The organism is Enterobacter cloacae subsp. cloacae ATCC 13047, assembly GCF_000025565.1.
GTDB lineage: Bacteria > Pseudomonadota > Gammaproteobacteria > Enterobacterales > Enterobacteriaceae > Enterobacter > Enterobacter cloacae.
Genome location: NC_014121.1, coordinates 3324400 through 3350169, shown reverse-complemented (window position 1 = coordinate 3350169; position 25770 = coordinate 3324400). Strand labels below are relative to the sequence as shown.

Sequence of the window (25770 nt, the reverse complement as noted above, 5' to 3'; positions counted from 1 at the left end):
TTATCAGGGTGATGATATGGACTACAATGTCCGCCATATTGACCCGAGGGCAATACGCTGCCCTCTCTTATTTTCAGGTGTACGTTCAATGAGTAATAAAAATAAAAAGGTCGCCAGCGGCGGAGGCTCTCGCTCGCTTCTGATGACGTTCATGTTTTTGACTGCCGTTGCGGCGTGCGGTGTTTCCGGCTACCTGTTCTGGGAAATGAAATTTGCGAAACCGGCAGCAGAGGTTGCACAAGGGGAAGCGGAAACAGCACCGGCACCCGCGCAGGTAGAGCCGCTGTATGCCTCAATGAATACCTTTACCGTGAGCCTGAAGCCCACGGCGAACGAATCGGATCGGGTATTGTACCTGGGCTTGTCCATTCGCGTGGCAGAACAAAAATCGCTGGCGGTGCTGGAAAAATATTTGCCGGAATATCGCAGCCGCTTATTTATGTTGTTAACCCATCAGACTTATGAAGATTTAGCCACCGATGAGGGTAAACGCCGTCTGATGACCAATATTAAGAGTGAGCTGGATAAACCGCTGGCTTTTAACCAGTCCATTCGCGTCACCGACGTGCTTATTAACGAATTTATTCTGCGGTAATTATTATGGCTGACAGCTTTTTATCTCAGGATGAGATCGACCGTTTGCTAAACGCCGATGCGGAAAGCAACAGTGAACAACATAAAAACGGCGCCGACGCGGGGATTAAACCTTACGATCCGCACACCCAGCGCCGGGTTATTCGCGAGCGTCTGCATTCGCTGGAAATTATTAACGAGCGTTTTGCCCGTCAGTTCCGTATGGGGTTGTTTAACCTGCTGCGCCGTAGCCCGGATATTACGGCGGGGAACATTAAGATCCAGCCGTATCACGAGTTTGCCCGCAACCTGCCGGTGCCGACAAACCTGAACCTGCTGCACCTTAACCCGCTGCGCGGCACCTCGCTGATGGCGTTCTCGCCGGGGCTGGTATTTATGGCCGTGGATAACCTGTTTGGCGGCGACGGTCGTTTCCCGACCAAGGCCGACGGGCGCGAGTTTACGCCCACCGAACAGCGCGTGATCCACCGCATGCTGTCGATGGCGCGCGAGGCCTATGAATTTGCCTGGAGCTCAATCTATAAAATCAAAACGGAGTATATCCGTTCCGAAATCCAGGTGAAGTTCACCAATATCACTTCATCGCCGAATGACGTGGTGGTCACTACGCCGTTTTCGGTGGAGATCGGCTCGCATCGCGGGGAGTTCAATATCTGTATTCCCTTCAGCACCATCGAGCCGCTGCGCGAGCTGCTGAGTAACCCGCCGATGGACAACTCCCGGCACGAGGACTCCCACTGGCGCGGCCTGCTGGCCAGCCAGATGCGGGAAACGGAGCTGGAGCTTACGGCGCGTTTCGCGGATATCGGCACCCGGCTCTCCCGCGTGATGCAGATGAAAAAAGGCGACATTATCGCGCTGGATAAGCAGGAGTTTATCGAAGCCAGCGTCGGCGGTGTGCCGGTCTTCACGGCCCGCTACGGCGCCGTGAACAATCAATATGCCCTGAAGGTCGAGCAGATGATTCAGCCTTCATTACTTTCATTAAACAAGGAGTAATTTCCCCATGAGCGATATGAACACCTCATCGGGTACTGACGATCAGTCCATCGATAATCTTTGGGGTGAGGCCATGACCGAACAGCACGCGGCGGGAATTACCGACACCATGGCTGCACCGCAATTCTCTGACGAGATGAACCTGATCCTGGATATCCCGGTAAAAATGACCGTGGAGCTGGGACGCACCAAAATGACCATTAAAGAGCTGCTGCGTTTAAGCCAGGGCTCGGTGGTCTCGCTGGATGGTCTGGCGGGTGAACCGCTGGATATTCTGATCAACGGTTACCTGATTGCGCAGGGTGAAGTGGTGGTGGTCTCCGATAAATTTGGCATCCGCATTACGGACATTATTACCCCGTCCGAGCGCATGCACCGTCTGAGCCGCTAATGAACGCCACTGATTCCCTTCCGGCCACTGGCTCGATGCTGATGACGGTTACCGGCGCGCTGGCGTTGATTATCCTGCTGATGGTGGTGATGGCCTGGGCTGCCCGCCGTAGCGGACTGGCGCGTCGGCTTAACGACGCCCAGGGCAACATGACCCTGGTGGCGACCCAGTCGCTGGGGCCGCGTGAGCGCCTGGTGCTGGTTGACGTGGGTGAACAGCGTCTGGTGCTGGGCGTCACCGCCTCGCAGATTACCTGCCTCGCCACGCAGGCGCGCCCGGAAAACGCCCCACAGGCCTCCGCGCCCGCGACGTTCCCGCTGATGCTGGAAAAGCTGCGTCAGAAATACCGTCCAGGAGGTGAGCAGTGAAACCTCGTCTGCTGCTGGCGCTCGGCCTGATGTTACCCGCCGCCGGTGCGCTGGCGGCCAACGGTGACATCACCCTCGGCCAGCCTTCCGGGGAAGGGGGCTGGACGCTGCCGGTACAAACCCTGCTGCTGCTGAGCGGCTTTACCTTTATCCCCGCCATACTGCTGATGATGACCGGGTTTACCCGCATCATCATTGTGCTGGGGTTAATGCGTAACGCGCTGGGCACGCCTACCGCGCCGCCAAACCAGGTGCTGGTGGGGCTGTCGCTGTTTTTGACCTTTTTCGTTATGTCGCCGGTGTTCAGCCAGATCTACGAAAAAGCCTGGCAACCGCTGCAGGAAAACAAAATCACCATGGAGGTGGCCCTGACGGAAGGGGTGAAACCGCTGCGCGCGTTTATGCTCGACCAGACCCGTGAAAGCGATCTGGCGATGTTTGCCCGTATCGCCAAAACCCCCGATATCGCCTCGCCGGAAGAGGTGCCGCTCAGCATTCTGGTGCCGGCATTTATCACCAGCGAGCTGAAAACCGCCTTCCAGATTGGCTTCACCATCTTTATTCCGTTTCTGATTATCGATCTGGTGGTCGCCAGTATCCTGATGGCGCTGGGGATGATGATGGTTCCACCGACCACCATTGCCCTGCCGTTCAAGCTGATGCTGTTTGTGCTGGTCGACGGCTGGCAGCTGCTGGTGGGATCGCTGGCGCAGAGCTTTTACAGTTAGGAGAGACCCATGACCCCGGAAAGCGTAATGGTGATTGGCATGCAGGCGATCAAGGTGGGACTGATGGTATCAGCCCCGCTGCTGGTGGCCGCGCTGGTCACCGGTCTTATCATCAGTATTTTGCAGGCCGCCACCCAGGTCAACGAAATGACCATGACCTTCATCCCGAAAATCCTGATGATTGTCGGCGTCGCGGTGGCGCTTGGCCCGTGGATGATGAAAATCTTTATTGAATACACCCGCGCGGTGTTCGCCAGCATCCCGTTCGTGATCGGCTGATGGCCTTCGGACTTCCTCTCGACCAGCTCTACGGGCTGGTCAGCCACTATTTTTTCATTATGGTGCGCATTGCCGCGCTGCTGCACGTTGCCCCGGTGTTTGGTGAGAAGGCGGTCAGTGCCCGGCTGCGTGCCGGTCTGGCGCTGTTGATCGCCATTTTGATTGGCGGCACGCTGCCCGATGCGCAGGTGGGCCTTTACGCCTGGTAAGGGGTCTGGGTGCTGGCAAAACAGGTGATTATCGGTGCGGCGATGGGGCTGACGCTGCAATTGCTGTTTGCCGCCGTGCGCATGGCCGGGGAGATCATCGGTATGCAGATGGGGCTGTCGTTCGCCACCTTCTTTGACCCGGGTGCCGGGAACAGCCCGGTGATCTCACGCTTTCTCAACCTGCTGGTGACGCTGCTGTTTCTCGCTTTTAACGGTCATCTCTGGTTGCTGGCGCTGCTGGCGGACACCTTCCAGACGCTGCCGATAGACGCCACGCCGCTGCACGCGGGCGGGTTTATGTACCTGGTCACCCATGCGGGGATGATCTTCAGCCAGGGGCTGATGCTGGGGCTGCCCGTCATTGCGCTGCTGCTGTGCATCAACTTTATCCTCGGACTGTTAAACCGCCTGACGCCGCAGCTCTCTATCTTTGTGATTGGCTTCCCGCTGACGCTCACCTTCGGCATGCTGGCGCTGTTTCTGATTGCCGAAACGCTGGCCCCATTCTTTGAGCGCCTGATGGCTACCGGGTTTGATATCCTTGCCGGGCTGATTCAGGCGCTGGTATAACCCTTAGTTCATGCAGGCGATGCGGGCGACGGTTTCTGTACCGGAGGCGAGCACTTTGTCATCCAGCAGGTAGGCGGTGCTGGTGGCGACTTCACCCGGTTTAATCTGCGGGAAAATATAATCCGTCACGTCTTGATCCGGGGCCTGGCCGCCAAGTTTGCGGTGTTGGCTGGTGACAGTCAGATGGATCCGTTTGCCCGACAGTTCAACATCGTAACGCACTTCACGGTTCACCGCTTTGGGCAGTCCGTCGCGCTTGCCGTCCCTGAAGTGGCTGATAGTGCCGATATAGGTGGTATGCCCGCTAAACAGACCGTCGCGGTAGGAGCGGTAGATACCGCGTGCCAGCGTCGCGTTGTTGTCGTCCTCAATCACGTAGTAGGAGGTGGGGGCGATACACTGCGATGCGTACGGAGAGGTCTGAAATCCGTACAGCGCCATACCGCCCAGCCCGACGACCATCCCGCCCAGAAACAGCAGCGCGAGCGGGGATTTAATAAAGGCGAAAATAGAACGATTCGCAGTCATTCCCTGAATCCTTAAAGGGTTGTTGGCAGGCAATAAGCCCCTGGAACTGGCTCATTTTTTCAGAGCCGGTGGTGACGTACAGCACGGCGGCCGGTTTTTCGTTGGGGCGGCGGTCCAGCACATGACGGGTATAGGTTTGCAGCGTGGATTCAATCAGCGCTTGCTGCGACTGTTTATCCTCCTGAACCATCACCATTGAGCCCGGCGGCACGCCAGGGCCATTCCAGCGCACAAAGTGAACCGGCTGCGGGCTAAAGTCGACAACGCCGCGCAGGAGGAGCGCAATCACCAGCCCGACGAGCACGCCGCTAAGCGTGACGCAGAGCTTTTGCTTAAGCGTGTTGCCCCCACGGGCAGGCGCGTGGGTGACCACCGGCTGTGCTTCTGCTGTGTCTGCCTGTACCGGTTCATTCTGCAGGGGCAGGGGTTCTGCTTGTTGCAATTCGCTGTTTGCCTCCCGCACCAGCAGGCGGTAGCCGCTGCGCGTCACGGCGATGAGCGTGATCGCTTCCTGCAGGTTCAGTTGAGTAAACGCGCGGCGCAGTTTGGTGATCATCACCCGCACGCTGTTATCAGTGACTTCTACCCCGGCGCTACGCCAGCCGATCTCCATCAGCTGTTCCTGGGAAAGTACCTCACCCTGCGCCTCTGCAAGTGCTGCGAGACACAGGCACGCGCTCTGGGGGAGGGTAACGGTCTGTTGCGTATCCGTCCGGGTAAGCATGCGGGTCTGCAAATCCAGCGTGACGGACGTTCCAATCGCGATATGGTTTAGCATAGTTATTTGATTCTTCTGGTGTATTAGGTATCGCTTCTGGTTACTGTAATTAATAGTAATGAATGCCCCTTATTGCTAGCCGAAGGCCAGAGCGACATGCTTTTTATGTCTTACGTCATATTTTTGCAACCACTACGTAATAACAGCCTTAATGCTTTTAAGGTTATTAAATAGGGGGATATTAACCGCATTAAAAGTAATGCCTTGGGCGGTTTTACTTTAATTATATTAAAACCAGATACTTGCGGAATTGATGTCGCGGATGGGTCATCTGTCGCAGTGATAATGAGACGCTGTTATTATTTCGAATTAACAATTTTTAATCTGTATATAATTATTAATTGTGTCGGGAAGGGAACGGGAGCGGTTGCTAATAAGGTCTGCGAATTTATACTGCGCAAAGACAGATTATTGAATTTATTACACAGTATGAATTTTCTTTACAAGGATGGATGATGTTCTCTCTGAAAAGTTTTATGCAAACGTCCGAGCTGCCAGCGATGTTTCCCGTATTTATTTGCCGTCTGGTGGTGGGGGTATTTTTCTTTACCGCCGGGTTTAATAAATTATTTGTGACGGAAAACCAACTGCTGATGGTCGATACGATGCACGACGCGGGGATCCCGTTTCCGGCCGTGATGGCGATCGTTGTCGCTTTCCTGGAGTGCAGCATGGGGCTGCTGTTGACGCTGGGGCTATTCAGCCGTTTTAGCGCGCTGGTACTGATAATTATTAGTACCGTAGCGCTGGCCACCATTGGCATCTATACCATTCCACGCGGGCTTAATCTGATTGCATGGCTGAGCTGGCTTTTTTATCTGCCTGAAACGCTGTATATCGTGCTCTGCCTGTTCCCGTTGACCTGGGGCGGCACATTTTGCAGTCTCGATGGCTGGTTGCTCAAACGCTGGGATAATGTGCGCAAAATTGTTTTTGTGGAGGGGTAACACAAGTGTGCGGTTATCAACGGTTTGAAGAGCATATTTACTGACGCCTGCATAATAAAATAGCCCTGTAGAGGTAGCGTTGTGCTGCCGTTAAAAGAACAGGGCTGTTGTCATGGTTTTTATCGTTATTTTAGTCGTTATTTTTATTACCCTGGTGATTCTGGTGCAGGCTGGGGTTATGCCCTGGTTTATTCGTACCGAGGGACAGCGTCTGCGCACGCAGGTTGATGCCCTGGCCACCCAGTTACGTGAGCAACTCGACAGGGTTGAAGCGCAGCAGCGTTCAATGACCGAAAGTGTGGTCACCCTGAAAAGCTTTGCGCTGGACAAAGGAGCCCCAGGCGATACCGATATCGCCGAAGAGACGGGTACCAGCCGTCAATTCTTCAATTCACTGGTCAAAGAGATCGGCGAGCGTCTTGGCGGCCGCGCCTGGATGGTGGATGACACCGGGCGCATCATCGGTGATGCCGCCGGTGCGCCGACGGTGCAATCACTCAACGATGCCAGCCTGCCGATGGCGGTTCCGCTGCGTGGGCTGCTGGCCCAGCCGGGCGAAGGGTTACGGCATACCCGTTTTCGCAGCGCCAGCGGCGAACATACGCTGGTGGTGACGCCCATTGCTGAGACACCGTGGCTGCTGGCCATTGATGTTCCCACCCGTAGGCTGGGCGAACGCCCGGGCATACTCCTGCATAAACCGTGGCCGCTGGCGGCCTTGCTGCTGGTCTCCACATTGACTCTTCTGCGCAGCGTTAACCTGCACCTTTCCCGCCTTAACGAAGAACTTCCGTCGCAGCTGAAAACCGAGCAGGGTGCGCACTTGCCGCCGCTGATGCAGGAGATTGGCGAACAGGTGAGGGTGATTGCGCAGGCAGCCAGCACGATTGCTGAGGAAAACGAGCGTCTGCTGCGGGTACCTGAAGCGAACGGTAATCTCCTGGCCATGCTGAGCGAAAGCACCACGGGTGTGGTTCAGGCGATGAACGCCCTGCACGATGCCGCGCTGCAGATTGCCGACAGCAGCGGCGCGCTGGTGCAACTGGCCAGCCGTGCGTACAGCTATTCGCTGCATAACGAAGAGGGCATTTTTGCCGTCGAGTCGCGCAATCTGGCCAGCCGCTGCGCGCGTTCGTCGAAAGAACTCCGGGCGCTGGTTGACGATGCGATGATGCAGGCGCAAAGCGGGGCACCGTCGGTGACGCAGAATAATAGCGTGCTGATTGAAGAGGTTTATACGGTGGCGAATGCCTTGCTTCAGCGCACAGGCAGCTAGCCGGGTGGCGCTGCGCTTACCCAGCCTACTTTCGGAGATTTTGTAGGCCGGGTAAGGCGTAGCCGACACCCGGCACAAATCTGGAAGCCGCCTCGCAATCCCATAAGTAACTCTCTGTAATACGCGATTTATCCTGTTATTCGTTTCTATCCCAACTAAAGTGCCCGCGTTGCGGCAATACCCGCAGCCGGGCGTGAGAACCTGAAAATACAAGGCGGTACCGAAGCGACCTGCTGGTTTGCTCTTTGTTATTCATTTCTCATCTCTCCGGAGGCTTTCATATGACGATTCTGTCCGCACTTTCTTCTTTCTCTCGCAACGATTTCTCCAGCAACTCATTGCCCATGACGCCACACCGTCGAGCATTCCGGACAGCTGGCCGGACACGTTTACGCCGGTTCACTATGCGCAGGCGCTGCCACAGGCAATATTGGGAAACATCCTGCCGCAGGAGGTGAACATAGCGTTGACGGGATGACTGCACGATATGGTGTACCTGCTGGCGGATTATGTGAAGGAGCCTTATCTCCCGTCTTAAACCCTTGCCGGGTGGCGGTGGCGGCTGACCCGACCTACGTTTGCGTTGATCCTTGTAGGCCCGTGCAAGCGCAGCGCCGCCGGGCAATGCGCACAGAGCACAAAAACAAAAAAGCCCTCCACCAGGGAGGGCAAACCGCGCGTGAGGCACGCGCGTAATAATAGTGAGGTGGTAACGCAGATTAACGCAGCAGGGACAGCACGTTCTGCGGAACCTGGTTGGCCTGGGCCAGTACGGAAACACCTGCCTGCTGGAGGATGTTCGCGCGGCTCATGGCGGACACTTCTACGGAGAAGTCAGCGTCCTGAATACGGGAGCGCGCTTCGGTGGTGTTGATGATATTGGTGTTCAGGTTCGCAATGATGGAGCTGAAGCGGTTCTGAACGGCACCGAGATCGGCGCGGAAGTCTGCAACCGTGGTCAGAGCTTCATCCAGCTTGGCCAGCAGACCATCGGCCAGCGAATCGCCCGCTTCTTTTCTGATAAATTCAACGTCAGCGGGACGGGCTGCTGGTGTATTCAGACCGCCTGGTGTCGCACCACCAGTTGCGAATTCAACCTCGGTAACAATTGTATCGCCTGCTGCGTTCTTACCATAGGCGAAGACTTTAGTTGCAGCACCCTCTGTCACGGAGAAAAGCTGCATTCCAGCTGCTTCGGCGTCCTGACCGAAAGCTGAATTGGCAATGGCATTTAGCTGAGTTTCATCCAGCACCACATCAGCATTGTCTGCCGCTTTAATTGTGTCGCCCAGGTTCAGTTTCACTGGGTTGGTCAATTTGCTCGGGCCATTCAACAGCATATCGACATCAGCGGGATCGGTAACTTCTGTTGCTGCAGCTTCAGGTGCAGCGTCGAGTTTAGCCCATGAATTTGTCCCGTCTTGCGAGAAAGACATTTTGCTAACGTCCAGCTCAAACATTTTCTTCTTTGTTTTGTCGTAAGCAAATACCTTATCGTCCAGGGTGTAGACCTCAACATCATTAGCATCTGCTGCTTTAATGGTATTTTTCAGGGTGGTAGCATCACCTGTAACATATTTCCACCCCCCCGCAGCTTGCCCAACATCAATCATTGTTGTGCCAGCAACAGCTTTCGTTGCTGCTTTGTCATACTGGCTGCTCGCAGTCCCCGCACCATTCACAGTAATCCCGATATCCGCGAAATCATCCATAAATTTATCCAGACCCAAGGTTTCCATATCCAGCTTGCTCAGCTTGATATCGATGGTGTCTTCGTCTTTATCGCCGATCTGAATGGTAATTTTCTCTTTCGAGCCGTCAAACACTTTCACACCGTTGAAGTTGGTGGTTTCCGCTACGCGGCCAATCTCTTCCAGACGGGTGGTGATCTCTTTCTTGATAGAGTCCAGGTCGCTGGCGGAGTTGGTGCCGTTTTTCGCCTGTACGGTCAGCTCGCGAATACGCTGCATGTTTTCCGTCACTTCTTCCAGCGCGCCTTCGGTGGTCTGCGCCAGGGAAATACCGTCGTTGGCGTTACGCGCCGCCTGGGTCATACCGCGGATAGAAGAGGTGAAGCGGTTAGAAATTGCCAGACCTGCCGCATCGTCTTTGGCGCTGTTAATACGCATACCGGAAGAGAGGCGCTGAATTGCGGTACCCAGCTGAGTCTGGGATTTGTTCAGGTTGTTCTGCGCCATCAGGCTAAGTGCGTTGGTATTAATGACCTGTGCCATTGTTATTTCCTTCTAAGTAATAACGAAATATGAGATATGCGTTAATTGCTTCGCATACTGAATTCATCGGGGGGAATTAAAATGACTGAATTATTTTTTTCGATTTTTTTGTCATTAACGGAAATGGCGACAGGTTTGGCATTAATTGTCGGGATGGCAAAAAGCAATTAACCAATAAGCGCACATCTCTGTTATCCGCGCGCCTGTGCGTTGTTCACGCCTGGATGAAAAATTAAACTTCTTTCTTTATTTCCCGATGGAAAAGTAACAGGTCATCCCTTTACAACAGGAAACATCATTATGGTATCAACTAATTTCTTAGGCATGGGCTCAGGCCTGCCGTTTGAAGAACTGCTGGCAAAGGAGCGTGCGGCCAGTTCAGTCAAGCTGAACCCCTATCTGCAAAAGCAAAAAACCTATAACGGGCAAATCTCCGCGTGGGGCTCTATTTCCAGCGCGCTGAGCACCCTGAAGGATAATCTTGGCAAGCTGGAAGATGAGGGCTTTAACGGCGTCAGCGTCAGCGATAACAAAACCTTTAAGGCCACGGCGGGTAAAGGGGCCATTCCCAACAGCTACTCCATGGCCGTGGAGCAGTTGGCGAAAGCGCACCAGCTCGGGGTGGCGCGAGACTCACGAGATAAGGATATCGGTAAGAGCGCCGCGACCGTCACCATCGAGATGAAAGGCAGTGACAAACCGCTGGTGGTGGAACTCAAGCCAGACGAAACGTCCCTCGATGATATTGCTAAAAAAATCAATGCGCAGAAGGGCGACGTTGCGGCTGAAGTGGTCACCGTTAAAGAGGGGGAGCACAAACTCGTCCTGACCTCAAAAAAAACCGGTACAGACGGTGAGATGACGATAAAGGTCACGGGGGATACCGAAGTCGAAAAGGCGCTTGAGGGGGCTAATGACGTCACTAAACCTCAAAATGCCATTGTCTGGCTCAACGGCGATATGGTTGAGCGCAGCTCGAATACCATAAAAGATTTGATAACCGGCGTAACCCTTGAACTGCGTGAAGTGTCGGAGAAAGACCCTGATGCCGACCCATTAGCTCCACACCCCTTCAAAACCGAATCCCTTACCATCACCGAAGACACCTCGAAGGTGAAATCACTGATTGAGGAGTTCGTGAAGAACTACAACAGCTACCTCAGCACCGTCGCCAGCGCCACCAAATACACGGCGCCCGATCGCGACAAGCTCGCAGAGGGCGAAATCCCACTGCCTGATGCCGACAACGGCGCACTGTTCAGCGACGGCTCCCTGCGCCGTCTGACCAGCCAGCTGAAGGCCACCGTCGGCGGTGAGTACAGTGATGCCGGGGATGTGATCACTTCCCTTGGGCGTCTTGGGATCACCGTCACCTTCGACGGCAAAACCGGTGAGGATCGTAGCGGCACGCTTGGCACCCTGACCATCGACAGCAAAAAGCTCGATGCCGCCCTGAAGGACAATCCGAAAGAGGTCGAGGCGCTGTTCCTCGGCAAAGGGGGAAAGGAGGGGATTAAGGATCGCATGGAAGGGATCTTCAATACTTATCTTGGCGATAAAGACTCCATTGATAAGAAAGAGGGTGCGATCGAAACCACGCTGCAGTCCCTGCGCGAGCAGGAAAAGCGCGTTGGTAAACAGATAACGGCAGTGCAGAGACGTATCGATGAGGCCATGCTGCGCAGCGAAAAAGAATATCAACGCCTCGATAAAGCCATGAGCGATATGAACAGCATGAGCACCCGGTTGCAGCAGTCGCTGGCAGGGTTAATTTAACTATTAACAATCCGGGCAGGCCGCTGCCCGGCAGGATTTGACGATGTACACCAAAACGGGCAACAGTGCCTACACCGCTGTCTCACTCGACAGCCAGATCACCGGCGCCACGCCGCACCAGCTGATCGTTCTGCTCTACGACGGGGCGATCAACGCCATGAAGCGGGCGGAGATTTATTTCCAGTCCGGCAATATCGCCCGACGCGGTGAGATGATTTCCCGCGCCATCAATATTATCGACAACGGCCTGCGCGCCGGGCTGGACCACGAGAAGGGCGGGAAAATCGCCGAAGAGCTGGAGAGCCTGTACGACTACATTTCCCGTACGCTGCTGGAGGCGAATCTCAACAAATCCGGCGAAAAGCTGCCGCACCTTATCGCCCTGATGACAGGCATGGCTGAAACCTGGCAGGCCATTGCGCCACAGCAAAAGCAGGTGAAACATGGATAAGGATGTTATTGCGCTGATTGAAGAACTGCTTATCAGCAACACGAAGCTGCGTCAGCAGGCCGGGGACGGCGAATGGGATGTGTTTCTTGACGAGTCTGTGGCGTACACCATGGGAATGAGAACGCTGTGTGATATCGATTTAACCCAGCTGGCACAGCACAACAAAGCGCCCGTCAGCGCTCAACTGGCGACGCTGCTGGAGAACGACGCCCTGTTAACGCAGGCTATTCAGGGCCGTCTGATCACCATCAGCACCGAACTCTCCGCCATGCGTAAATCCCGCACGATGAATAAAGCCTACACGGCTGTTTAGTTCCCTCCCTGATTGCCGGGTGGCGCTGCGCTTACCCGGCCTACTCAACGATGAAACCCGCAGGCCCGTGCAAAAAAAAGCCCACCAGAGGCGGGCAAAAGAGGACAACGCAGACAGGAACGATCAGATACTGATGTTGTACTTGCGGCCAGAAGGCAGCTGGCTGGATTCTCCTGCCGGGCCATAGAGCGCGTTTGCATGGCCCACATGGTCGATAGCCTTGCGGATATGCTGATTTTTCTTCATATGACTTTGCAGCAGTGATTCCACTTTTTGATTCAGCGCCTTGGTGCTGCGCACCTTCTCATGCACCTGCTGCCAGCTGGCAAACAGCTTACCGAGCCCCGGGTAGGGGGCTTCTGTGCCACAGCTCTGCTCCTGCTGGCGGCGCATGTCGTCGTAATACTGGAGCGTGGTCAGCAGCTGGTTTTTGTTATCCGCCAGCACCTGCAGCGACACCGGGTTGATCTGCGTGCGGTTGAGCTGATTCACCTCTTCAATCATGATCGCCTCCAGTTCATCCAGAGACGTTTTCATCTGCGCGAGTATCGGGTAAAGCTTGTCCATAAGGGGCCTGTAAACGGTTAAAACTGAAACATGTCCTGCACCATGGCCTGAGCAATTTTCTCAGGCTCAATGCGCAGGGTACCTGCTGCCAGCGCGTCGCGCAGTTCGGCGACACGCGCGTAATCCACGTCGCGGCTGTCGTCGGTCTGGATTTTTTTGGTCAATTCGCTCAGGGTGACGTTGGTTTTGTCGCTCTTTTCCGGGCGTTTTGCCACAGCGTCATGTTCCTGAGACTGCGTACGGGCGCGCAGTTCCTGCGTTGGGGCGATTTTCGCAATCGGCGCGGTGGTCTGGCTGCTGTTGATGCTCATGGTTGTCCTCGCAAATCAATTTATCTACTCAATACTGCTTTCATCGGTGATTCACAGAAAACCTAAAATTTATTGTTGGGAAATAATCATCACCTGACCGTCAGCCCCCACTTTCCCGCTTACGGTGCGCCCGCCCACGGTTTTCACCTTCAGCACGTCATCCACCGCCGCGTTATTCAGCGCTTTGCCCTGGCTGCGAATACGAAAGCCTGCGCCAGTGGTGACCAGGTCCACCGTCTGCCCGGCCCGCAGTCGCCACTGCTGACGCAGCTGGTTTTCTAACAGCGGTTTACCGGCATCAATTGCGCGGGTCAGACGCTGGCCGATAATCTCGTCGGCGTTAAAGATTAAACCGCCAGGCTGGTGGTCAAGGTTGCCGGTGACTGGTTCGATATCGCTGCGCTGCACAATCGCCCCGCCGGGCAGGCTCTGGCTTGCCACCCACCAGGTACCCTGCGCGCTGATGCGTACCGGCAGGAAATGGCGGCGCGCGCCGCACTGCGCGAGCACGGTGCGTTTGCCGGTAAGACGGCTGTCGCGTCCCACCAGACTCAGCGTGGGGTTTTCGCACACGGCGGCCAGCTGTGCCGGGGGGGCGAGAAGGGTCGCGGTGCGCACGATCTCGCTGCCGTTCTCAGGCTGTTTGATCAGGGCGTCCAGTTTGAGCATCAGACGTTGCTTCGCCGTCTGGTCGGATGGCACGCTGGCTGCTGCAGAGGCAGAACAGAGCAAGACGGCCATCGCCGTGCTGAATAATCGGAGCGTCATCTTATTGCCTTAATATATAAAACGTGGCGAAATTATATACGCAGAAACCTGTGTTTTATTCCCTTAAATAATGACACTTTTGCCGCCATTTAATTTCTTCAACGTTTTAACGCGCCATCCATTATTTCTATTTCTCTAAATAGGCTTATTTCTGTCGGGTCTTTGCAGTGTGATATTTCACCCGCGCTGACTACACTATCGCAGTTTAAATAATGCGAGACAGGAGTCCTGTTGTCATGAATAAACTTGATGACGCCTTTCGCTTTCAACAGCAGGCGTTAGGTTTGCTGTCGCGCCGTCAGGATATATTGGCTTCAAATATTGCGAATGCTGATACGCCGGGCTACAAGGCGCGAGATATTGATTTTACTCAGCAGCTAAAAGCCGCCATGGAAAATAACGCCATGGCGAAATCACCCGTATCACTGTCATTAACGTCAAATAAGCATATTGAAGGTAAAGCGAGGCCGTTTGACGACAGTCAGTTGCTCTATCGCGTACCGGATCAACCGAGTGCCGACGGCAATACCGTGGATATGGATCGTGAGCGCGTCAATTTTGCGGATAACGCTGTGAAATATCAGTCGGGACTGACGTTCCTTGGCGCGGATATTAAAAAAATGATGACTGTGCTCAGTCAGGGGTAATCAACGATGTCGCTCTTTAGCGTATTTGATATTTCGGGATCGGCGATGGCCGCCCAGTCCCGCCGCCTTAACGTCAGCGCCAGCAATATGGCGAATGCCGACAGCGTGGCGGGGCCGGACGGCCAGCCGTACCGCGCGCGCCAGGTGGTGTTTTCCGTTGACGCATCCGTTGGCCAGGAGATCGGCGGTGTACAGGTTAGCGACGTAGTGGAGAGCAGCGCACCGGACCGCCTGGTCTATGAGCCTGGCAACCCGCTGGCGGATGAACAGGGCTACGTACGTATGCCCAACGTCAACGTCATGAACGAGATGGTGAACACCATTTCAGCCTCCCGCAGCTACCAGGCCAACGTGGAAGTGATGAACTCCGCCAAAAGCCTGATGCTGAAAACATTAACGCTTGGTCAGTAAGGACGCATATGGCGGTCTCTTCGATTAACAACAACAGCGGCGCAGGTGGCACTGGTACCGGAAACAGCGCGGCGGATCTGTCGAACCAGTTTATGACGCTGCTGGTCGCGCAGATGAAAAACCAGGATCCCACCAATCCGATGGATAACAACCAGCTTACCTCGCAGCTGGCGCAGTTCAACATGGCTGCTGGGGTTGAGAAGCTCAACAGCTCGGTGGCGGGGGTTCAGGCGATGATGATCCAGCTCGGCAGTATGAGCGCCTCCGCCTGGGTGGGCCGCAGCGTGCTGATTGAAGGGGAGGCCAAAGTTTCCTTTGGCGAACCGGGGATCGGCATCATGCAGGAGGGCGTGGAGATCCCGGGCAATTCGGACGACTTCCACTTCGCGCTGACGGCCGATGCCGAAACGGTCACCGTCACGCTGCACGACGGCGACAAGGCGTATACCGCAGAGCTGAAAAACGTGAAGCAGGGGATGAATACCTTCAACCTCGACGACCTGGAAAACTTCAAGCCGGAGCCGGGACCGCCGCGCGACAGGGAATACACCCTCTCCTTTGAGGCCAGCAATCCAGAGGGTGAAAACCCGGAAGTGATTGGGCTGGTTCAGGATCAGGTGCAGGGCGTCACGATGGATCCGACCGGGCCGATTCTGCATCTGCTGAATAACGATCCGATTGGCATGAACAAAGTCTTTGTCATTCAAAAATAATCTGGAAATAAATTATGGGTTTTTCACAAGGTCTTAGCGGCCTGAGTGCCGCTGCAAAAGCGCTGGACGTGGTGGGTAACAACATCGCCAACTCTCAGACTGTAGGGTTTAAAGCAGGCTCTGTTTCGTTTGCCGATATCTTTGCCGGTTCGACCGGAATGGGGGTGCAGGTTGCGGGTGTAAGTCAGAACTTTGGTGACGGTGCACTGATGAATGGTGCTTCTGCACTGGACATGGGTATCTCGGGACGCGGCTTTTTCCGCATGGTTGACGAAGCGGGTAGCGTTTTCTACGGTCGCAACGGCCAGTTTGAGCAGGACCAGAACGGCTTTATCGTCAACAAAACCAACGGACTTTTTTTAACCGGTTACCAGGCGACGGACGGGGTGATTAACCCTGGTGCTCAAGTGGGACCGATTCGCATCCCAACGGACGATATGCCACCGGCGGCGTCCACCAAAGGCTCGGTAGCTGGCAACCTGAAGTCCGATGATAAAGTTATCCCGGCGACGCCGGCCTTTGATCCTGACAACGCTGATACCTACAACTATGTCAGTGAAGTGACCGCCACCGACAGCCTGGGAAATAAGCACGCCATTAAAGTGTATTACGTGCATACCGCAGAAGGTGAGTGGAAAGCGCACGCTCAGGACTCCACTGCGCCTGGTGCTGCTGGCGGATGGAGCGAGCAGACGCTTAAGTTTGGTACCGACGGCAAGCTTACCGCGCCGGTGACATTGAACATCAAGGGTGCGGCTTACAACGGCTCAGCTGCGCTGGATTTGAATCTCGATCTGAATATCACCCAAAACGCCAGCGATACTCAGGTCAAGCTCGACGAGATTGACGGCCAGGCACCGGGTAAATTTAACAGCTATCAGGTCAGTGACACCGGCGAAGTGATCGCCATCTACAGCAACGGCAAACGTCAAACCGTGGCGCAGGTGGTGCTGGCTGATTTCGCCAACGCGGGCGGTCTTGAGCAGCAGGGCAACAACCTGTGGGCGGAGACTTCACAGTCTGGCCAGCCGTTCCTCGGCACCTCTGGTTCGGGTAGCTTCGGTGATATTAGCGGCAATATGCTTGAATCCTCCAACGTCAACCTGGGCGATGAGATGGTCAACATGATCGTCTACCAGCGCAACTATCAGTCCAACTCACAAACCATCAAAACCCAGTCTGAAGTTCTGCAGACGCTGGTTAACCTGCGTTAAGGCTGAGTGATGGATCGCGCTATTTATACCGCCATGAGTGCCGCCAACGCGGCGCTCAACCGCCAGGCGGTCACCTCAAACAATCTGGCGAACAGCTCCACCGCAGGCTTTCGCGCCCAACTGGCGGCCTTCCGCTCGGTGCCCATTGAAGGGGAAACCCTGCGCACCCGCGCGCTGGTGGCGGAGTCCACCCCGTTTCACGACACCACCATGGGGCCGATTACCCATACCGGGCGCAGCCTGGACGTGGCGCTGCCGCAGGACGGCTGGCTGGCAGTGGCGCTGGACGACGGCAGTGAAGGCTATACCCGCAACGGCGCTATTGAAGTGGATCAGGACGGGGTGCTCAGCGTTAACGGCCGTCCGCTGATGGGCGATGGCGGACCGCTGGAAGTACCGCCGCAGTCCCACGTCACCATCGGTAGCGATGGCACCGTCTCGGCACTCGGCATGGGCGATGACCCGACGATGCTGGTGCCCGTTGGCCGTCTGAAGCTGGTCAACGCCGACATGAACAGCCTGGTTCACGGCGACGACGGCCTGTTCCGCACCGCAGGCGGCGAGATGCTGGCCCAGGATGAAACCCTGCGTCTGACGCCAGAGGCCATCGAGGGCAGCAACGTCAGCCCGGTACAGGCCATGACGCAGATGATCGCCAACTCCCGCGGCTTCGACATGAACATGAAGGTGATCCGTACCGCCGACGAGAACGCCCAGAAAGCCAATCAGCTATTAAGCGTGAGCTAAGCCCGCGCAAGGAGTCACTATGATTCGTTCTTTATGGATCGCAAAAACCGGGCTGGAAGCACAGCAGCTCAATATGGACGTCATCTCCAACAACCTGGCGAACGTCAACACTAACGGCTTTAAGCGTCAGCGCGCTGTGTTTCAGGATCTGCTCTATCAGAACATGCGTCAGCCGGGCGCGCAGTCAACCGAGCAAAATACGCTGCCGAGCGGCCTGCAGCTGGGTACCGGCGTGCGTCCTGTTTCCACCCAACGCGTGCATACTCAGGGCGGCATGAACCAGACCGGTGATGAGTACGACGTGGCCATTGAAGGGGAAGGGTTCTTCCAGGTGCAGATGCCGGACGGTAGCACCGCCTACACCCGCGACGGCCATTTCTCCAAAAGCCCGGACGGGCAGCTGGTGAATGCCGAAGGCTATCCGATTCAGCCGGGGATCGTCATCCCGCAGGATGCCACCAAACTGAACATCGGCAGCGACGGTATCGTCAGCGTGAAGGTGCCCGGTCAGGCGGAAGAGCAGCAGATCGGCCAGCTGACGCTGACCACCTTCGTCAACAACGCAGGGCTCGAAAGCATCGGCGGCAATCTCTACAAAGAGACCCAGTCGTCCGGCGCGCCGAACGAGCTGAACCCCGGCATGGAGAGCGCGGGCACGCTGAAGCAGAGCTACGTGGAGATTTCTAACGTGAACGTGGCGGAAGAGCTCGTGACCATGATTCAGGTGCAGCGCGCCTACGAAATCAACAGTAAAGCGGTCTCTGCTTCTGACCAGATGCTGCAGCGTCTTTCCCAGCTTTAATCCTCTCTGGCCGCTCGCGCGGCCAGACATTTTATCGACACTGAAATGAAAATATTGTCTATGCACATTCCGGCGGCTGCGCTGCTGGCAAGTACGCTGCTGCTCAGCGGCTGCGCGCACATCATGCAAAAGCCCCTCGTCGAGGGTCCTACCACGGCAACACCATTACCGATGGCACCGGCGGCCACCGGCGGCTCACTGTTCCAGGCCGGGCAGGCCATGAACTACGGCTATCAACCCATGTTCGAAGACCGCCGCCCGCGTAACGTGGGCGACACGCTGACCATCCTGCTGCAGGAGAACGTCAGCGCCAGCAAAAGTTCTTCCGCCAGTGCCAACCGTAATGGATCGGCCGGGATGGGGCTGATTGCGGTACCGACCAAACTCAACGGCTGGCTGGGCGACGGCAAAGCGGATTTCGAAGCCGAAGGTAAAAACGATTTCGCGGGGAAGGGCGGCGCGGCGGCGCGCAACACCTTTACCGGGACCATTACCGTCACCGTAAAAGAGCTGCTGCCGAACGGCAACCTCGGCGTGGTGGGCGAGAAGCAGATCGCCATCAACCAGGGCACCGAATTTATCCGTTTTTCTGGCGTAGTGAACCCGCGCACCATTAGCGGCAGCAACACCGTGCCGTCCACCCAGGTGGCGGACGCCCGCATCGAGTACGTCGGCAACGGCTACATCAACGAAGCGCAGAACATGGGCTGGCTGCAACGCCTGTTCCTGAACCTCTCTCCTTTCTGATATGACCATGAAAAAAGAATCTATCCTGTTTTTTCTCAGCATCCTGCTCTATGGCATGACGCTGGCGGTACCCAAAGTGGTCCACGCGGAACGTATCCGCGATCTGGCGACGGTGCAGGGTGTGCGTTCCAACTCCCTGATGGGCTACGGCCTGATCGTCGGCCTTGACGGTACCGGCGACCAGACCATGCAGGCTCCGTTCACCGGCCAGAGCCTGAACAACATGCTCTCGCAGCTGGGGATCACCGTCCCGCCTGGCACTAATATGCAGCTGAAAAACATTGCGGCGGTGATGGTTACCGCCGAGCTGCCGCCGTTTGCCCGTCCCGGCGACAAGCTGGACATCGTGGTCTCCTCAGTCGGTAACGCTAAAAGCCTGCGCGGCGGCACGCTGCTGATGACCCCGCTGAAAGGGGCCGATAACCAGATCTACGCCATCGCCCAGGGCAACATTTTGATCTCCGGCGCGGGGGCGCAGGCGGGCGGCAGCCGCGTGCAGGTGAACCAGCTTAACGGAGGGCGTATCAGCGGCGGGGCGACCGTGGAGCGGGAAGTGCCGAACGATTTTGCCACCCAGAGCATTGTGCGCCTGCAATTGAACGAGACCGATTTCTCGCTGGCGCAGCAGATCAGCGACGCCATTAACCAGCGCTACAGCGGCGGGGCGGCGTTGCCGGAAGATGCCCGCACCGTGCGCCTCTTTGCGCCGCCGGACGGTCCGTCCCGCGTGCGTTTCCTGGCCGACATTCAGGACATTCCGCTACGGGTGAACGTGCAGGACGCGAAGGTGATTGTGAACTCACGCACCGGCTCGGTGGTGATGAACCGCCACGTCTCGCTCGACGCCTGCGCGGTGGCGCACGGCTCGCTGACGGTGGAGGTGATGCAGAACAACATCATCAGCCAGCCGGATACGCCGTTTGGCGGCGGCGAAACGGTGGTGGTGCCGCAGACCGATATCTCGGTGCGTGACAGCGGCGGCTCGCTGCAGCACGTGCGCAGCAGTACCGATCTGAACGCGGTGATCCGCGCCCTCAACAGCCTGGGCGCCACGCCGAACGAGCTGATGTCGGTTCTGCAGGCGATGAAAAGTGCCGGCTGTCTGCGAGCGAAGCTGGAGGTGAACTGATGAATGCCTTCGACAAATTCGACCAGCCAGCGTTTGATGTTCGTTCGCTGGATACGCTGAAACGGGAGGCCGGGCGGCAGTCGCCCGGCGCGCTGAAAGCGGCGGCAAAGCAGATGGAGGGGATTTTCGTGCAGATGATGATGAAGAGCATGCGCGATGCCACCTTTAAGAGCGATCTGCTGAGCAGCCAGTCTTCAGAGATGTACACCGCGATGCACGATCAGCAGGTCGCACAAAACATTGCCGGGAGTGGTCAGCTCGGCTTTGCCGATCTTATCGTCCGCCAGCTGGGCGGGGAGGCTGATGAACCCGTGGTGAGTGCACCAGGACGTGATTTCCTGCGCCCGGGCCTTTCTTCGGCTCCCGCCACCGGGCCATTGCGTCTGCCTGCGCCCGTGTCGTTCGCCAAACCGGCGGAAGGGGCGCATCCGTTTATTGCCCGTCTGCTGCGCCCGGCCCAGGCTGCCGCGCAGCAGAGCGGGCTGCATCCGCATCTGATCCTCGCCCAGGCGGCGCTGGAGTCCGGCTGGGGGACACGCGAAATCCCGGCGGCGGACGGCCGCCCGAGCCACAACCTGTTCGGCATTAAAGCGACGGGAGACTGGCGCGGTAAAACCACTGAAATCACCACCACCGAATACATCAACGGCGTGAAGCAGAAGGTGAAAGCGGCGTTCCGCGTCTACGACTCGTATGAACATGCGCTCGCAGATTACGCAAAGCTGCTGACCAAAAACCCGCGCTATCGCGGCGTGGTGCAGTCCGGTTCGCCGGAGCAGGGGGCGAGGGCGCTGCAGGCGGGCGGCTATGCGACCGACCCGGCCTACGCCAAAAAGCTCATCACCATTATTCAGAAAGTGAAAGGCGATATTCAGCAGGGTATGAACGCCTATAAACACGATCTAGATAAAATTTTTTAGAGAATTTTTGATTCACCGATGAAATAGACAGAGCCATGAACTTTCTGGCCCGGTTGCGAACGCCGGGCCTGCAAACAGGGAATATCCGGATCTTATGAATAACTTATTTAACCTGGCGAGAGGCGGCCTGAGCGTTGCGCAGGCGGCACTGCGCGTGACGGGCGATAACCTGACCAACGGCATGTCCGGCACCTACAGCCGCCGCAGCCTGATCATTGGCGAACTGGGCGGTATGACTACCGGGCAGGGCTTTTTCGGCTACGGCGCGCGCGCCGGTGGCGTAGAGCGCGCCTATGACGCCTTTGCCAACAATGAGCTGCGCGGCTCGCTGTCGCATTACGCCTCTCTCAATGGGCGGATGGAACAGCTGAGCGATATCGACAACATGCTGGCCGACGAATCCGATAACGTCTCGGTCTCGCTGAACGATATGTTCAAGGCCATGGCGACGCTGAGCGGCGATGCGGCGGACGGCCCGGCGCGCGCGGCGGTATTTAACGCCCTCGGTACGCTGGCGAACCGTTTCAACGCCAGCGCCAAACGCCTGACCGCGCTTGAGAAGAGCACCAATACGCAGATTGAGCAGAGCGCCAAAGACATCAACAGCTATACCCAGCAGTTGGCAGAGGTCAATAAACAGCTGGAGCGCGCCCAGGGGAATGGCGCCCCGCCGGCGGATCTGCTCGACCAGCGCGATGCGCTGCTGGAAAAGATGAGCGAGCATATTGGCATCACCGTTACGGAAGACAAAACCACGGGCCGGGTTGACGTGCTTCTGTCCGACGGACGTCCGCTGGTCTCCCGGGATCGCGCGTATAAACTGCAAACCTCGCCGTCGGATGCCGATCCGAACAAAACCATCGTCTCCTACGTGGATGCGAACGAGAACGCCTCGCCGTTGGATGAAAGCAGTATCACCAAAGGCCGCCTGGGCGGGCTGTTCAAGTTCCGTAATGAAGACCTGACCATTGCCCGTCAGGAGCTGGATCAGATCGCCTTTACGATGGCGAACCGTATGAACGAGCAGCATGCGGAAGGTTATACGCCTGATGGCGATAAAGGCGGTGACCTGTTCTCCCTGGCGGATATTAAAGCTTACGCCAATGCGAAGAACACCGGGACCGGCAAGCTGGGGGCGATTAACGTTACCAACTATACAGATGTGAAATCGGAAAACTACACCGTCACCAGTGATGGCGCAGGGGGATGGACGGTCACGGGTGAAGATGGACGCACCGTACCGGCCACCCTCGTTGGCGATAACCTGACCTTTGACGGGATTGAGATCGATGTTTCGGGGGGCGGCTTTGACGATGGCGACAGCTTTACCCTTAACCCCATAGCGGGTGCCGCTGAAGGGATGGCCCGCAGCTTAGGCAGCGCGCAGGAGTTTGCAGCAGCGGGGGATAAAGACGGCGGCCCTGGCGACAACACTAACCTGGAAGAGATGCTGAAAATCCAGGATCAGAAGCTCATCGGTGACAACACGCTGACCGAAGCCTACGCCAGCCTGGTGGGCACCATCGGTGACCGCGCGCGCGGCGTGAAATCCGCGCTGGTCAGCGCCGAAACCGACCTCAGGACCAAGTACGACACCAAACAGGCCCTCTCCGGCGTCAATATGGACGAAGAGTACATCAACCTGGATATGTTTAAGCAGTATTACAACGCCAACGCGCAGCTGCTGAAAACCGCGACCGATATGTTCGACGCCCTGCTGTCAATCCGATAAGGAACCGATGATGCGATTAAGTACGCTGTATATGTATAAAAATAGCGCGGAGACCATGACGAAGCGCATGAGCCAGAGCAACGACGTCTATCTGCGGATGTCGGCGGGCAAGACGCTGCTGAAAGCGTCGGATGACCCGGCGGCGGCAACCGATGCGGTGAAGCACCAGGACGCGCTGGCGAAGCTGGAGATGTATAGCAACGTGCGTTCCCGCGCCCGCGGCGCGCTGGAGTACCAGGACAATATTCTCAACGGCGTGGGGAATTTATTAACCACCACCCTGAAGGAAAAAATTGTTGCGGCGAAAACGGGTTCTTACTCGCCGGAGGATCGTCGGGCGCTGGGGGAGGAGATCAAAGGCATCCGCGCCAATCTGATGGATTTGGCCAATAACCGCGACGCCAGCGGGAACTATATTTTTTCGGGTTTTAAAACCGATACGCCTGCGTTTGATGAAGATGGCGTTTATCAGGGCAGTACGAATGCTGACCATGTTCGCAGGCTAACGGTGGCAGACGGTACCGGGATGCAGGTCAGCCATCTGGGTAGGGACATTTTTGGTGATATTTTCACGGTGCTGGAAGACGCCGTGGCGGCATTAACCGCGGATCCTGGCGACGCTGATTATGACGCTAACCTGGAAGCCGCGCTCAGCGCAGCCATGGTTGAGGTTGATGAAGGCATCAACCGTCTGGGTAAAGCCCAGGCCGAGCTGGGCACCAACCTGCAGCAGCTTGATGCGTTGGATCTCTCCGGAGACGTGCTGATCAACGACACCATTGTAAAAGTGCAAAACGCTATCGGCTCCGATACCAGCAAGCTGGTGACATTGGTCTCTGAATCTCAGATGTCGGAGCTGGCTTTTAATGCGTCGATGTTCGTCTACAAAAAAATGCAGTCGATGAACCTCTTTAATATGTCCCCCAGTTGACCGTTTAATTGACTCCCACAGGCACCGGCCGTCTGCGGCCGGTGAAAATCTATGTTAACGAAACTCAAAATTTATAGCGCAATCAGCCTTATTATTGGCCTGTTTGCGGTGATGCTGTTCGGCGTAACCGCCTATTCTGTCTATGACACAGTCTCAAATAATACCAATTTCAAACGTATTGTCGTGGCCTCTGAAAATAACGATCAGATGCGCGATGCCGCCTATAACATCAGCGCGGTAATGGCCAATACCAACGGCCTGATGCTGCAGGCAGCGCTGGGTAACCCGGTTTCTGAGAATGTTGCCAAACATACGGTGAATGTGGTGAAACTTGCGCGTCGTAATATGGATGCGTTTATGGCCTCGCCGTTTAACACCCCGGAGGAGAGTCGTCTGGCGGCTGAGGTCAATGCGGCTTTCAACGAAGTGTACAAGGTTGCCGAAATTAAGCTGGGCTACCTGCATAACCCGGCAGGGTATTCCGGGTCGCTGGAACATGATATGGAGCTGCGCACCGCGCTGCGTAATAAGGTCGATCAGTATACCGATGCCAGCGCCCGCATGAGCGAAAGCTATATTCATGCTTCCGAGCGCGGCTACCGGATTATGCTGGGCGTGGGGATTGTCGTACTCATTCTGGCCGTCGGGTTGCTGCTTGCCGTGCGTTACTGGTTGCGTCATACCCTGGTGCGTCGTATGGAGACCACGGTTGAGATGCTGCGTCGCGTGGCGGCGGGCGATCTGAGTCAGCCCATTGACGCTGGCAGCCAGAATGAAATTGGCCACATGTTGACCGAACTGGAGACGATGCGTACTTCACTGACCAGTACGATCCTCGGCATCCGTGACAGCGTGCAGCGTATTCACAACAACGCCCAGGAAATTGCTCACGGCAATAACGATCTCTCATCCCGTACCGAAGAGCAGGCGGCGGCGCTGCAGGAGACGGCGGCCAGCATGGAGCAGATCAAAACCACCGTGCGCCAGAATGCCGATAACGCCCATGCGGCGCGCGAACTGGCGGAAAGCGCCAGCCACAATGCCCATAACGGCGGGGAAGTGATGCAAAGCCTTGAGCAGATCATGGCCCAGATCACTACCAGCTCGCGCCAGATTGCCGACATTAACGGTGTGATCGACAGCATTGCCAACCAGACCAACATTCTGGCCCTGAACGCGGCGGTGGAAGCAGCACGAGCGGGTGAGCAGGGGCGTGGTTTTGCGGTGGTGGCAGAAGAGGTGCGTAACCTTGCAAAACGCAGCGCCGATGCGGCCAAAGAGATCAACCAGCTGATCAATACCAGCGTGAACAATATCGATATCGGTTCACGTCAGGTGGGGCAGGCCAGCACCGTGATGCAGGAGATTGTGACCTCTGTTGCACAGGTGACACAGATCATGGGCGAAATCACCTCGGCGTCTGACGAGCAGAGCGCGGGTATCAACCAGATTTCCCTGGCGGTCAACGAAATGGATCTGGTGACCCAGCAGAATGCGGCGATGGTGGAAGAGGCGGCAATGGCGGCGGGCGAACTGGAAGCCCAATCCGATGCGCTGGAAAAACTGGTGGCGCAATTCAGGTTGAACCATGAGAGCGCGATCGCGAAGGTGCCGGTAGAAGCGAATAAACCGCAGCGTCAAAAAGAGCCCGACCTGGCCCAGTGGGAAACCTTTTAATTTTATTAAATAC

29 protein-coding genes and 1 pseudogene are annotated in these 25770 nt (G+C 56.4%); 24 read left to right on the top strand and 6 right to left on the bottom strand.

The annotated features are described in order from the left end of the window. Nucleotides 1–88 precede the first annotated feature (88 nt). The 7 genes and pseudogenes from ECL_RS16280 to fliR all read left to right on the top strand — a co-directional run bounded on the left by ECL_RS16280 (nucleotide 89) and on the right by fliR (nucleotide 4138). Nucleotides 89–595 (top strand): flagellar basal body-associated FliL family protein, encoded by a 507-nt coding sequence (locus ECL_RS16280; protein ID WP_013097802.1) that lies wholly within the window; start codon nucleotides 89–91, stop codon nucleotides 593–595. Nucleotides 596–600: 5 nt separating this feature from the next. Continuing rightward, entirely contained in the window at nucleotides 601–1593 is a 993-nt protein-coding gene (fliM, locus tag ECL_RS16275; RefSeq protein ID WP_013097801.1) for a flagellar motor switch protein FliM, read from the top strand. Nucleotides 1594–1600: 7 nt separating this feature from the next. Further along, entirely contained in the window at nucleotides 1601–1984 is a 384-nt protein-coding gene (fliN, locus tag ECL_RS16270; protein WP_013097800.1) for a flagellar motor switch protein FliN, read from the top strand. Then, the gene (fliO, locus tag ECL_RS16265) at nucleotides 1984–2352 is read left to right on the top strand and encodes a flagellar biosynthetic protein FliO (protein ID WP_013097799.1); all 369 of its coding nucleotides are present in this window, start codon (nucleotides 1984–1986) and stop codon (nucleotides 2350–2352) included. The genes fliN and fliO overlap by 1 nt, the downstream gene beginning before the upstream one ends. A 29-nt stretch (nucleotides 2353–2381) precedes the next feature. Further along, complete coding sequence (fliP, locus tag ECL_RS16260; protein ID WP_109455524.1) at nucleotides 2382–3080, top strand: flagellar type III secretion system pore protein FliP; 699 nt, start codon at nucleotides 2382–2384, stop codon at nucleotides 3078–3080. A gap of 9 nt (nucleotides 3081–3089) precedes the next feature. Then, a complete protein-coding gene (fliQ, locus tag ECL_RS16255) occupies nucleotides 3090–3359 on the top strand; it encodes a flagellar biosynthesis protein FliQ (protein WP_013097797.1) in 270 nt (89 codons plus the stop codon). Next, nucleotides 3359–4138: pseudogene (gene fliR, locus ECL_RS16250) on the top strand (flagellar biosynthetic protein FliR). Before fliQ ends, fliR begins: the two are co-directional and overlap by 1 nt. A gap of 3 nt (nucleotides 4139–4141) precedes the next feature. Here the strand turns inward: fliR and ECL_RS16245 are convergent. Both ECL_RS16245 and ECL_RS16240 read right to left on the bottom strand, forming a co-directional pair. Further along, complete coding sequence (locus ECL_RS16245; RefSeq protein ID WP_013097794.1) at nucleotides 4142–4666, bottom strand: hypothetical protein; 525 nt, start codon at nucleotides 4664–4666, stop codon at nucleotides 4142–4144. Beyond that, entirely contained in the window at nucleotides 4632–5444 is an 813-nt protein-coding gene (locus tag ECL_RS16240; RefSeq protein WP_013097793.1) for a winged helix-turn-helix domain-containing protein, read from the bottom strand. The genes ECL_RS16245 and ECL_RS16240 overlap by 35 nt, the downstream gene beginning before the upstream one ends. 476 nt (nucleotides 5445–5920) lie before the next feature. Here ECL_RS16240 and ECL_RS16235 point away from each other — a divergent pair, with 476 nt between their 5' ends. Both ECL_RS16235 and ECL_RS16230 read left to right on the top strand, forming a co-directional pair. Continuing rightward, nucleotides 5921–6391 carry a DoxX family protein gene (locus ECL_RS16235; RefSeq protein WP_235123353.1) on the top strand — a complete coding sequence of 157 codons (471 nt, stop codon included), beginning with the start codon at nucleotides 5921–5923 and terminating at the stop codon, nucleotides 6389–6391. 112 nt (nucleotides 6392–6503) lie between these two features. Continuing rightward, the gene (locus ECL_RS16230; RefSeq protein ID WP_013097791.1) at nucleotides 6504–7667 is read left to right on the top strand and encodes a PDC sensor domain-containing protein; all 1164 of its coding nucleotides are present in this window, start codon (nucleotides 6504–6506) and stop codon (nucleotides 7665–7667) included. 719 nt (nucleotides 7668–8386) lie between these two features. Here the strand turns inward: ECL_RS16230 and ECL_RS16225 are convergent. Continuing rightward, nucleotides 8387–9901: a flagellin FliC gene (locus tag ECL_RS16225; protein ID WP_013097790.1), complete on the bottom strand. Its 1515-nt coding sequence runs from the start codon at nucleotides 9899–9901 to the stop codon at nucleotides 8387–8389. Between the two features lie 300 nt (nucleotides 9902–10201). Here ECL_RS16225 and fliD point away from each other — a divergent pair, with 300 nt between their 5' ends. The 3 genes from fliD to fliT are packed head-to-tail and all read left to right on the top strand — an operon-like array spanning nucleotide 10202 to nucleotide 12441. After that, a complete protein-coding gene (gene fliD, locus ECL_RS16220; RefSeq protein WP_013097789.1) occupies nucleotides 10202–11677 on the top strand; it encodes a flagellar filament capping protein FliD in 1476 nt (491 codons plus the stop codon). Nucleotides 11678–11720: 43 nt separating this feature from the next. Beyond that, nucleotides 11721–12128 carry a flagellar export chaperone FliS gene (fliS, locus tag ECL_RS16215; protein ID WP_013097788.1) on the top strand — a complete coding sequence of 136 codons (408 nt, stop codon included), beginning with the start codon at nucleotides 11721–11723 and terminating at the stop codon, nucleotides 12126–12128. Beyond that, on the top strand, nucleotides 12121–12441 hold the full coding sequence (gene fliT, locus ECL_RS16210; protein WP_013097787.1) for a flagellar protein FliT: 321 nt from the start codon (nucleotides 12121–12123) through the stop codon (nucleotides 12439–12441). Before fliS ends, fliT begins: the two co-directional genes overlap by 8 nt. A 123-nt stretch (nucleotides 12442–12564) precedes the next feature. Here fliT and ECL_RS16205 read toward each other — a convergent pair whose 3' ends face one another. From ECL_RS16205 to flgA, 3 genes are all read right to left on the bottom strand, one after another. Beyond that, the gene (locus tag ECL_RS16205) at nucleotides 12565–13008 is read right to left on the bottom strand and encodes a flagella synthesis protein FlgN (protein WP_013097786.1); all 444 of its coding nucleotides are present in this window, start codon (nucleotides 13006–13008) and stop codon (nucleotides 12565–12567) included. A gap of 17 nt (nucleotides 13009–13025) precedes the next feature. After that, nucleotides 13026–13319: a flagellar biosynthesis anti-sigma factor FlgM gene (flgM, locus tag ECL_RS16200; protein WP_013097785.1), complete on the bottom strand. Its 294-nt coding sequence runs from the start codon at nucleotides 13317–13319 to the stop codon at nucleotides 13026–13028. 69 nt (nucleotides 13320–13388) lie between these two features. Next, on the bottom strand, nucleotides 13389–14087 hold the full coding sequence (gene flgA / locus ECL_RS16195) for a flagellar basal body P-ring formation chaperone FlgA (protein WP_013097784.1): 699 nt from the start codon (nucleotides 14085–14087) through the stop codon (nucleotides 13389–13391). A 212-nt stretch (nucleotides 14088–14299) separates the two neighbouring features. Here flgA and flgB point away from each other — a divergent pair, with 212 nt between their 5' ends. The 12 genes from flgB (at nucleotide 14300) to ECL_RS16135 (ending at nucleotide 25757) form a co-directional block, all read left to right on the top strand. After that, complete coding sequence (gene flgB, locus ECL_RS16190; protein WP_044158162.1) at nucleotides 14300–14734, top strand: flagellar basal body rod protein FlgB; 435 nt, start codon at nucleotides 14300–14302, stop codon at nucleotides 14732–14734. A gap of 6 nt (nucleotides 14735–14740) precedes the next feature. Beyond that, nucleotides 14741–15145 carry a flagellar basal body rod protein FlgC gene (gene flgC / locus ECL_RS16185; protein ID WP_013097782.1) on the top strand — a complete coding sequence of 135 codons (405 nt, stop codon included), beginning with the start codon at nucleotides 14741–14743 and terminating at the stop codon, nucleotides 15143–15145. Between the two features lie 8 nt (nucleotides 15146–15153). Next, complete coding sequence (locus ECL_RS16180; RefSeq protein ID WP_013097781.1) at nucleotides 15154–15858, top strand: flagellar hook assembly protein FlgD; 705 nt, start codon at nucleotides 15154–15156, stop codon at nucleotides 15856–15858. Nucleotides 15859–15872: 14 nt separating this feature from the next. After that, nucleotides 15873–17072 carry a flagellar hook protein FlgE gene (gene flgE, locus ECL_RS16175; protein ID WP_013097780.1) on the top strand — a complete coding sequence of 400 codons (1200 nt, stop codon included), beginning with the start codon at nucleotides 15873–15875 and terminating at the stop codon, nucleotides 17070–17072. Between the two features lie 9 nt (nucleotides 17073–17081). Beyond that, nucleotides 17082–17819: a flagellar basal body rod protein FlgF gene (locus ECL_RS16170; RefSeq protein WP_013097779.1), complete on the top strand. Its 738-nt coding sequence runs from the start codon at nucleotides 17082–17084 to the stop codon at nucleotides 17817–17819. A 19-nt stretch (nucleotides 17820–17838) separates the two neighbouring features. After that, on the top strand, nucleotides 17839–18621 hold the full coding sequence (flgG, locus tag ECL_RS16165) for a flagellar basal-body rod protein FlgG (protein WP_013097778.1): 783 nt from the start codon (nucleotides 17839–17841) through the stop codon (nucleotides 18619–18621). Nucleotides 18622–18681: 60 nt separating this feature from the next. Continuing rightward, nucleotides 18682–19368, top strand: coding sequence for a flagellar basal body L-ring protein FlgH (locus tag ECL_RS16160; RefSeq protein WP_013097777.1), 687 nt, complete (start codon nucleotides 18682–18684; stop codon nucleotides 19366–19368). Nucleotide 19369: 1 nt separating this feature from the next. Further along, nucleotides 19370–20497, top strand: a complete 1128-nt coding sequence (locus ECL_RS16155; RefSeq protein WP_013097776.1) for a flagellar basal body P-ring protein FlgI — start codon at nucleotides 19370–19372, stop codon at nucleotides 20495–20497. Beyond that, on the top strand, nucleotides 20497–21417 hold the full coding sequence (gene flgJ, locus ECL_RS16150) for a flagellar assembly peptidoglycan hydrolase FlgJ (protein WP_013097775.1): 921 nt from the start codon (nucleotides 20497–20499) through the stop codon (nucleotides 21415–21417). Before ECL_RS16155 ends, flgJ begins: the two co-directional genes overlap by 1 nt. A 94-nt stretch (nucleotides 21418–21511) precedes the next feature. Further along, a complete protein-coding gene (gene flgK / locus ECL_RS16145) occupies nucleotides 21512–23149 on the top strand; it encodes a flagellar hook-associated protein FlgK (protein ID WP_013097774.1) in 1638 nt (545 codons plus the stop codon). Between the two features lie 10 nt (nucleotides 23150–23159). Next, nucleotides 23160–24080, top strand: a complete 921-nt coding sequence (gene flgL, locus ECL_RS16140; protein WP_013097773.1) for a flagellar hook-associated protein FlgL — start codon at nucleotides 23160–23162, stop codon at nucleotides 24078–24080. A gap of 51 nt (nucleotides 24081–24131) precedes the next feature. Further along, complete coding sequence (locus tag ECL_RS16135; protein ID WP_013097772.1) at nucleotides 24132–25757, top strand: methyl-accepting chemotaxis protein; 1626 nt, start codon at nucleotides 24132–24134, stop codon at nucleotides 25755–25757. Nucleotides 25758–25770 lie beyond the last annotated feature (13 nt).

Coding starts and splice junctions, on each gene's coding strand:
- ECL_RS16170 (WP_013097779.1), top strand. CDS start 17,082: ATGGATCGCGCTATTTATACCGCCATGAGTGCCGCCAACGCGGCGCTC.
- fliO (WP_013097799.1), top strand. CDS start 1,984: ATGAACGCCACTGATTCCCTTCCGGCCACTGGCTCGATGCTGATGACG.
- flgA (WP_013097784.1), bottom strand. CDS start 14,087: ATGACGCTCCGATTATTCAGCACGGCGATGGCCGTCTTGCTCTGTTCT.
- fliS (WP_013097788.1), top strand. CDS start 11,721: ATGTACACCAAAACGGGCAACAGTGCCTACACCGCTGTCTCACTCGAC.
- flgK (WP_013097774.1), top strand. CDS start 21,512: ATGAATAACTTATTTAACCTGGCGAGAGGCGGCCTGAGCGTTGCGCAG.
- flgL (WP_013097773.1), top strand. CDS start 23,160: ATGCGATTAAGTACGCTGTATATGTATAAAAATAGCGCGGAGACCATG.
- ECL_RS16230 (WP_013097791.1), top strand. CDS start 6,504: ATGGTTTTTATCGTTATTTTAGTCGTTATTTTTATTACCCTGGTGATT.
- ECL_RS16180 (WP_013097781.1), top strand. CDS start 15,154: ATGGCGGTCTCTTCGATTAACAACAACAGCGGCGCAGGTGGCACTGGT.
- fliP (WP_109455524.1), top strand. CDS start 2,382: ATGTTACCCGCCGCCGGTGCGCTGGCGGCCAACGGTGACATCACCCTC.
- ECL_RS16135 (WP_013097772.1), top strand. CDS start 24,132: ATGTTAACGAAACTCAAAATTTATAGCGCAATCAGCCTTATTATTGGC.
- ECL_RS16205 (WP_013097786.1), bottom strand. CDS start 13,008: ATGGACAAGCTTTACCCGATACTCGCGCAGATGAAAACGTCTCTGGAT.
- ECL_RS16225 (WP_013097790.1), bottom strand. CDS start 9,901: ATGGCACAGGTCATTAATACCAACGCACTTAGCCTGATGGCGCAGAAC.
- fliQ (WP_013097797.1), top strand. CDS start 3,090: ATGACCCCGGAAAGCGTAATGGTGATTGGCATGCAGGCGATCAAGGTG.
- fliM (WP_013097801.1), top strand. CDS start 601: ATGGCTGACAGCTTTTTATCTCAGGATGAGATCGACCGTTTGCTAAAC.
- flgB (WP_044158162.1), top strand. CDS start 14,300: ATGCGAGACAGGAGTCCTGTTGTCATGAATAAACTTGATGACGCCTTT.
- flgC (WP_013097782.1), top strand. CDS start 14,741: ATGTCGCTCTTTAGCGTATTTGATATTTCGGGATCGGCGATGGCCGCC.
- flgM (WP_013097785.1), bottom strand. CDS start 13,319: ATGAGCATCAACAGCAGCCAGACCACCGCGCCGATTGCGAAAATCGCC.
- fliT (WP_013097787.1), top strand. CDS start 12,121: ATGGATAAGGATGTTATTGCGCTGATTGAAGAACTGCTTATCAGCAAC.
- flgG (WP_013097778.1), top strand. CDS start 17,839: ATGATTCGTTCTTTATGGATCGCAAAAACCGGGCTGGAAGCACAGCAG.
- flgE (WP_013097780.1), top strand. CDS start 15,873: ATGGGTTTTTCACAAGGTCTTAGCGGCCTGAGTGCCGCTGCAAAAGCG.
- ECL_RS16160 (WP_013097777.1), top strand. CDS start 18,682: ATGCACATTCCGGCGGCTGCGCTGCTGGCAAGTACGCTGCTGCTCAGC.
- ECL_RS16235 (WP_235123353.1), top strand. CDS start 5,921: ATGCAAACGTCCGAGCTGCCAGCGATGTTTCCCGTATTTATTTGCCGT.
- ECL_RS16155 (WP_013097776.1), top strand. CDS start 19,370: ATGACCATGAAAAAAGAATCTATCCTGTTTTTTCTCAGCATCCTGCTC.
- ECL_RS16240 (WP_013097793.1), bottom strand. CDS start 5,444: ATGCTAAACCATATCGCGATTGGAACGTCCGTCACGCTGGATTTGCAG.
- fliD (WP_013097789.1), top strand. CDS start 10,202: ATGGTATCAACTAATTTCTTAGGCATGGGCTCAGGCCTGCCGTTTGAA.
- fliN (WP_013097800.1), top strand. CDS start 1,601: ATGAGCGATATGAACACCTCATCGGGTACTGACGATCAGTCCATCGAT.
- ECL_RS16280 (WP_013097802.1), top strand. CDS start 89: ATGAGTAATAAAAATAAAAAGGTCGCCAGCGGCGGAGGCTCTCGCTCG.
- ECL_RS16245 (WP_013097794.1), bottom strand. CDS start 4,666: ATGACTGCGAATCGTTCTATTTTCGCCTTTATTAAATCCCCGCTCGCG.
- flgJ (WP_013097775.1), top strand. CDS start 20,497: ATGAATGCCTTCGACAAATTCGACCAGCCAGCGTTTGATGTTCGTTCG.